Source organism: Mesorhizobium sp. M7D.F.Ca.US.004.03.1.1, assembly GCF_003998635.1.
Classification (GTDB): Bacteria; Pseudomonadota; Alphaproteobacteria; order Rhizobiales; family Rhizobiaceae; genus Mesorhizobium; species Mesorhizobium loti.
This window is the reverse complement of record NZ_RZQG01000378.1, coordinates 1-5,542: the sequence shown is the minus strand read 5'-3', so window position 1 is coordinate 5,542 and position 5,542 is coordinate 1. Positions and strand designations below refer to the sequence as shown.

6 protein-coding genes are annotated in these 5,542 nt (G+C 61.9%); all 6 read right to left on the bottom strand.

The features are described 5' to 3' along the window. On the bottom strand, positions 1-863 hold an 863-nt coding region (locus tag EN935_RS20345), incomplete at its 3' end, for a serine hydrolase domain-containing protein (RefSeq protein WP_164771222.1). Positions 864-895: 32 nt separating this feature from the next. Beyond that, positions 896-2,092, bottom strand: coding sequence for a serine hydrolase (locus EN935_RS20340; protein ID WP_127263718.1), 1,197 nt, complete (start codon positions 2,090-2,092; stop codon positions 896-898). A gap of 64 nt (positions 2,093-2,156) precedes the next feature. Then, positions 2,157-3,191, bottom strand: a complete 1,035-nt coding sequence (locus EN935_RS20335; protein WP_127373558.1) for an extracellular solute-binding protein — start codon at positions 3,189-3,191, stop codon at positions 2,157-2,159. A 22-nt stretch (positions 3,192-3,213) separates the two neighbouring features. Beyond that, positions 3,214-4,014: an ABC transporter permease gene (locus EN935_RS20330; RefSeq protein ID WP_126070300.1), complete on the bottom strand. Its 801-nt coding sequence runs from the start codon at positions 4,012-4,014 to the stop codon at positions 3,214-3,216. Continuing rightward, the gene (locus tag EN935_RS20325) at positions 4,007-4,927 is read right to left on the bottom strand and encodes an ABC transporter permease (protein WP_109659438.1); all 921 of its coding nucleotides are present in this window, start codon (positions 4,925-4,927) and stop codon (positions 4,007-4,009) included. Before EN935_RS20325 ends, EN935_RS20330 begins: the two co-directional genes overlap by 8 nt. A gap of 2 nt (positions 4,928-4,929) precedes the next feature. Continuing rightward, positions 4,930-5,542, bottom strand: a 613-nt coding sequence (locus EN935_RS20320; protein WP_164771221.1) for an ABC transporter ATP-binding protein, incomplete at its 5' end; no start/stop codon positions are given.

Below are 5,542 nucleotides of genomic sequence, written 5' to 3'. Positions count from 1 at the left end.
TGCCGCATCATCTCGCCGACACGCGCCAGATCGCGCGGCGTCACCGAGATGCCGCCGGCGGTGCGGGCCGTGCCTTCCATGTCGACGCCGATCGAGGCCTCGCTGAGCGCGCCGAGCGGCAGCCACAGTTTCTCGCGCATCAGGTCGGCGAAGCGCTGGCCGGAAGCGCGTTCGAGCAACAGGCCGAGCAGGTCGGAATTGGGCGAGCGGTAGCGGAAGGTCTGGCCGTGCGGCTCGGCAAGGCGCTGCAAGGTCAGGATGAATTCGCGCAGGCTCTCCGTGCCGCCGCCTGGATTCCACAGCGTGGCGCGGCGATAGCGGGCGAAGGCGCTCTCTGGATCGAGATAGGCCTCCTCGAAATCGAGGCTGACGCTCATGTCGAGCACATGCCGCACGCTCGCGTCGCCATAGGCCGAGCCGGCGGCTTCAGGGATGTAGGCCGTCACCGGCGCTTCCGGGTCGAACACCCCCTCGCCTTCCAAGATGCCGGCGACAATGGCGGTCAGCGACTTGCTGATCGAAAAGATGATGTGGCGGGCGCCGAAATCCATGTGCGGCGCGAACCAGTCGCCGATGAATTTGCCGCCTTTCATCACCGTCAGCGCGTCGGTGCTCGAACGTACGAGAAATTCAGCCACCGTCTCCGGCGCACCGCCGACCGAAACCTTTTCGCCTAGCAGCCCGCCCATGTCCCGCACGGGGACTTCGACAACGCCCGACGCTGCCGCCACGCGGGCGGTCGGCACCAGTTCGCCGAGATTCTGGAACGACCACCGGTTGAACGGGTTCTCGCGCCAGTTGGCGAGCAGCACCTCGTTGCGGCGGAAGCCGTACCGGGTCTCGAACGCGGTCTTGCCGGTCATGGCGTTTCCTTCCGGGTCGTTTCTTGTGGGGTTCAGCTCAGCGCGGCGGCTATGGCATGCACGGCCTTCAGCGTCGCTGTGGAATAGGCGAGATTGCTGAAATCCGGATAGGTCGAAAGCTTCACCATGACCATTCCTGTGTTCCAGTCGATATGGATCATCTGCCCGAACACGCCCCGGCACATCAGCGCGCGTGAGCGCGGGTCCTCGATCCAGAACTGGTTGCGATAACTGCCCTCCGGCAGGCTGGGGCTGAAGTCCGGCCCGTGCCTGCCGTTGCGCGTGGCCTCGATCCAGTCGGCCGGCACGACACCGCCACCATTGTCGAGGATCAGCTGGCCAAAACGGCCGTAGTCGCGAAGAGTCGCGTTGAAGCCGCCATCGGCCACCGCATAGCCGGCGCTGTCGACGGTGAAGCAGGCGCTTTCATCAGTGCCAAGCTTTTGCCAGAGTTCTTCCGAAACCAGTTGCGGCAGCCGTTTGCCGGTCACCCGTTCCATGATGAAGGCAAGCACGTCGGTCTCGATCGAGCGGTATTCGAAGGCAGCACCATGCGGGCGGATCGTTTCCTTCAAGCCCAGGATCAGCTCGAACATGTTCGAGGGCCAGCGAAAGGCCGGATCGCTGTCCGGCGGCACCGGCTTCCAGCCGGTGGCGACATCGACCTGGCCAATGTCCGAATAGCGGTCGGTATATTCCTCCGAGAAGCGTACGCCGCTGGTCATGTCCAGCACATGCTGCACACTGGCGCCGGCCCAGCCCGTCGCGCCGAGCTCCGGCAGATAGTCAGTCACCGGCTTGGCTGGATCGATCAGGCCGCGCCCGACCAGTATGCCGAACACCGAACCGGTGACGGACTTCGCCATTGACTGCGACAGGTGCAGCGTGCGGTCATTCATGCCGTTGAAATAGCGCTCATAGGCAATCTTGCCGTCCTTCAGCACCAGGAAGCCGTCCGTATAGGTTTCGTCGAGCAGCCCGGCGAGCGTTGTCGGCTGGCCCTCGCTGTCCTCGACCGACAGCCCGTCGAGATCGACCTCGGCGCGTTCGAACCGGTGGCGATGGCCATTGCCGCGCCAGACTTCGGCGGTCGGCAGAATTTCGCGGATATGCTGGAACGCCCAGCGGTTCCACGGCGGCCGATCCCAGTCGAGCTTCGGCGGCACCATGGCCGGCGGCGAGCCCTGCATGATCGACGGCCGCGGATCAGAGTTGCGGTAGGAGTCCATGAAAGGCCATTCCCGGATAAGAAAAGACCCGGCAGCATATGCCGCCGGGTCCGTCATGCAGCGACTACTTCTGCAGTTCGGTCCAGATCTTGGTGTAGATGTCCTGGATTTCAGGCGCGCACATCTTCTGAAACTCGCCCTGTGGCTTCGCGGCGGCCGGAATGACGACCTCCGGCGCATCCTTCATGTCGGCCGGCATGTACTTGTCCGATCCGGTGATGGCGTTGGCATAGCGATGGAAAGCCGAAAGGCCGGCCGCGTTTTCCGGATCCATGATGAAGTTCTGGAACAGCTTGGCGTTCTCGACGTTCTTGGCTTCCTTCAGAACGACGACATTGTCGCTCCACAGGCCGTATCCTTCCTTCGGATAGTTGTAGTGGATGGCCGGGTTGGCCAGCCGCTGGCGCAGCGCCGAACCATTCCAGTCGCTGGTTGCCTTGAAGTCGCCGGCGCCCATCTTCTCGATGGTGTTGTATTCCATGGCGATCCAGTTCGGTTTGGCCGCGACGAGCGTGTCACGCACCTTCTTCAGCACCGCCTTGTCGTCGGTGCACTGCTGACCGCCGACATATTTGATCGCGGCGAAGATGACGTCATTCATCTCGGGAACGACATTGACCTTGCCCTTCAGCTCATCGGGCGTGTTGAAGATGATGCCCCAGCTGTCAGCCGGTCCCTTGTAGACGTCGGTGTTGACGACCACGCCGACCGTGCCCAGAGCCCACGGCACCGAATATTTGCGGCCCGGGTCGAAATCGGGATTGGCCCATTCCGGCGCCACATTCTTGAAGTTCTCCATCTTGCCCGGATCGGTCTCCAGAACGAGGCCTTCCTTGATCCAGATCGGCACGTAGGTCTGCGACGGCACGGCGATGTCGAAGCCGGTGCCGCCCTGGCGAACCTTGGCGAGCGCGGTATCGTTGGAATCATAGTCGGTGATGGTCACCTTGACGTTGTATTTGGCCTCGAACTTCTTGATCACGTCGGGGCTGGTGTAGTTGCCCCAATTGTAGATGTTCAGTTCGCCGTCGGCGCGCGCCAGGCTCGTCGATGCGAGCAACGCCAACCCCATGGCGGTTGCTGTTGTCTTCCAGTTCATGGTTTTAACTCCCATTTTCGGTTCAGTCTCGTTTCCTGCTGACGAAGAAAAACAACGTGACGATCGCGACCGAAAGCAGCAGGAAGGCGGTCGATATCGCGTTGATCTCGGGTGTGATGCCGCGGCGGATCTGGCCGAGCATGTAGGTGGGCAGCGTGTCCTGGCCGCCCGATTTGACGAACTCGGTGATGACGACATCGTCGAGCGAGATGACGAAGGCCAGCATCAGCCCGGCAAGGATGCCCGGCCACAGAAGCGGCAGCGTGATGCGGCGGAAGGTTTTCCAGGGCGTCGCGTAAAGGTCGGCTGCGGCACGCTCCAGCGTTAGGTCCATATTCTCAAGCCGCGCCCGGATCGGCAGGTAGGCGAAGGGAATACAGAACGCCGTATGCGCGGCGACCAGATAGCCGATGCCGGAATAGCCGGTGAAGATCTTGATGCGCGAAAAGAAGATCAGCAGCGCCACGCCGGTGACGATCTCGGGCACCATCAGCGGCTGGTTGATTGCCGCATATTTGAAGGTGAGGCCGGGATAGGGTGCCGTGCGTGTGGTGGCGAGCGCCGCCATGGTGGCGAAGATGGTGGAAAGCACCGCCGCGATCGAGCCGATCTGGAACGAACGCAGGGTGGCATCGACGACCTGCGTGTTCTGCCAAGCCGACTGGAACCATTTGAGCGAAAACCCGCCCCATTCGGAGGTCGAGCTCGCCGCGTTGAAGGCATAGATGACCAGCACGATGATCGGCAGATAGAGCACGATAAAACAGGTCGCGGCGATGGCCGTGAATCCTGGCTGATGCTTGATGGAAAAGTTTTTAGCCATGCCGCACTCCCGACTTGCCGGCATTGCGCACATAGGCAAGCAGCGCCACCATGACGATGATCATAACGGCGATCGACAGCGCCGAGCCAAGCGGCCAGTTGCGGCCCTGCCCGAACTGCAATTCGATCAGGTTGGACAACATCATGTTCTTGCCGCCGCCCAGCACGCTCGGCGTCACATAGGCACCAAGTGCCGGAATGAAGACCAGGATGGAGCCGGCTATCACGCCGGGCTTGACCATCGGAAAGATGATCCGCCGCAGCACCTGGAAGCGTGTCGCGTAGAGATCATAGCCCGCCTCGACCAGCCGGAAATCGAGCTTCTCCATGCTGGCATAGATCGGCAGCACCATCAGCGGCAGGTAGACATAGGCCATGCCGATCAGGATCGCCGTGTCGGTGTAGAGGATCTGGATCGGCGCCGAGATGATGCCGAGCTTGAGCAGGATCGTGTTGATGATGCCTTCGTTGCGGATGATCTGCAGCACCGCGAAGGTGCGGATCAGGAGGTTGGTCCAGAACGGAATGGTGATCAGGAACAGCCAGAGATCGCGCGTCTTTTCACTGCGCGTCGCCATGAAATAGGCGGTCGGGAAGCCAAGCGCCAAGGTGGCGATGGTTGTCACCACCGAAAGCTTGATCGAACGCAGGAAGATGGTGACGTGGGCGGCGGCAACCGAAAGCGTATCGTCGAAGATATCGCGTTCCAGAAACACCGCGATCCAGGCTTCCGGCGAGAACTGCCACTTCACGTCGCCATAGGAGCCCGGCGTCAGGAACGAGTAGACCAGCACGATCAGCAGGGGGCCGGTCGCGGCGAGGAAAATGACCAGCAGCGCTGGTGCTGACAGAAGCCAGCGGTCACGCACATCGCGCCGCTCCGCTGCCTTGGCGACTTCTTCCGCGGTCGCCATGATCAGTCCTTCAGCACTTGCGCGGCATCGTTGCCGATCAGGATACCGACCTTGTCACCACGCTCGAAACCGCAGCCGGCGCTGCGTGTGTTCTGCTGGCGAACGGTGAAGTCCTCGCCGCTGTCGAGCTGGACATGGATATGCGTATCGGTGCCGAAATAGACGACGTTCTCGACCGTGCCCGACAAGTCGCCCTTGCTGTTGGTCAGCTTGGCATGCTCGGGCCTCACCACCACGGTGGCGTTGTCCTTGGGCTGGAAGCCTTCGGCAACGGTCGCCTCGATGGTCGTGCCGGATTTGAGCGTCGCGCGCGCCTTGCCGTTGCCGATGCCTGATATGGCGGCGGTGAGGAAGTTGGTTTCGCCGATGAAGTCGGCGACGAAGCGTTCCGCCGGCTTGTCGTAAATATCCCAGGGCGAGCCGACCTGCAGGATCTTGCCCGACGACATCACCGCGATGCGGTCCGACATGGTCAGCGCCTCTTCCTGGTCGTGGGTGACGAAGATGAAGGTGATGCCGGTCTCGTGCTGCAGCCGCTTCAATTCGATCTGCATTTCCTTGCGCAGCTTGTAATCGAGCGCCGATAGCGGCTCGTCGAGCAGCAGCACCTTCATC

What these genes read in the sequence shown, in the direction of transcription:
- EN935_RS20340 (WP_127263718.1), bottom strand. Translation starts at nt 2,092, where the DNA reads ATGGACTCCTACCGCAACTCTGATCCGCGGCCGTCGATCATGCAGGGC.
- EN935_RS20335 (WP_127373558.1), bottom strand. Translation starts at nt 3,191, where the DNA reads ATGAACTGGAAGACAACAGCAACCGCCATGGGGTTGGCGTTGCTCGCA.
- EN935_RS20330 (WP_126070300.1), bottom strand. Translation starts at nt 4,014, where the DNA reads ATGGCTAAAAACTTTTCCATCAAGCATCAGCCAGGATTCACGGCCATC.
- EN935_RS20325 (WP_109659438.1), bottom strand. Translation starts at nt 4,927, where the DNA reads ATGGCGACCGCGGAAGAAGTCGCCAAGGCAGCGGAGCGGCGCGATGTG.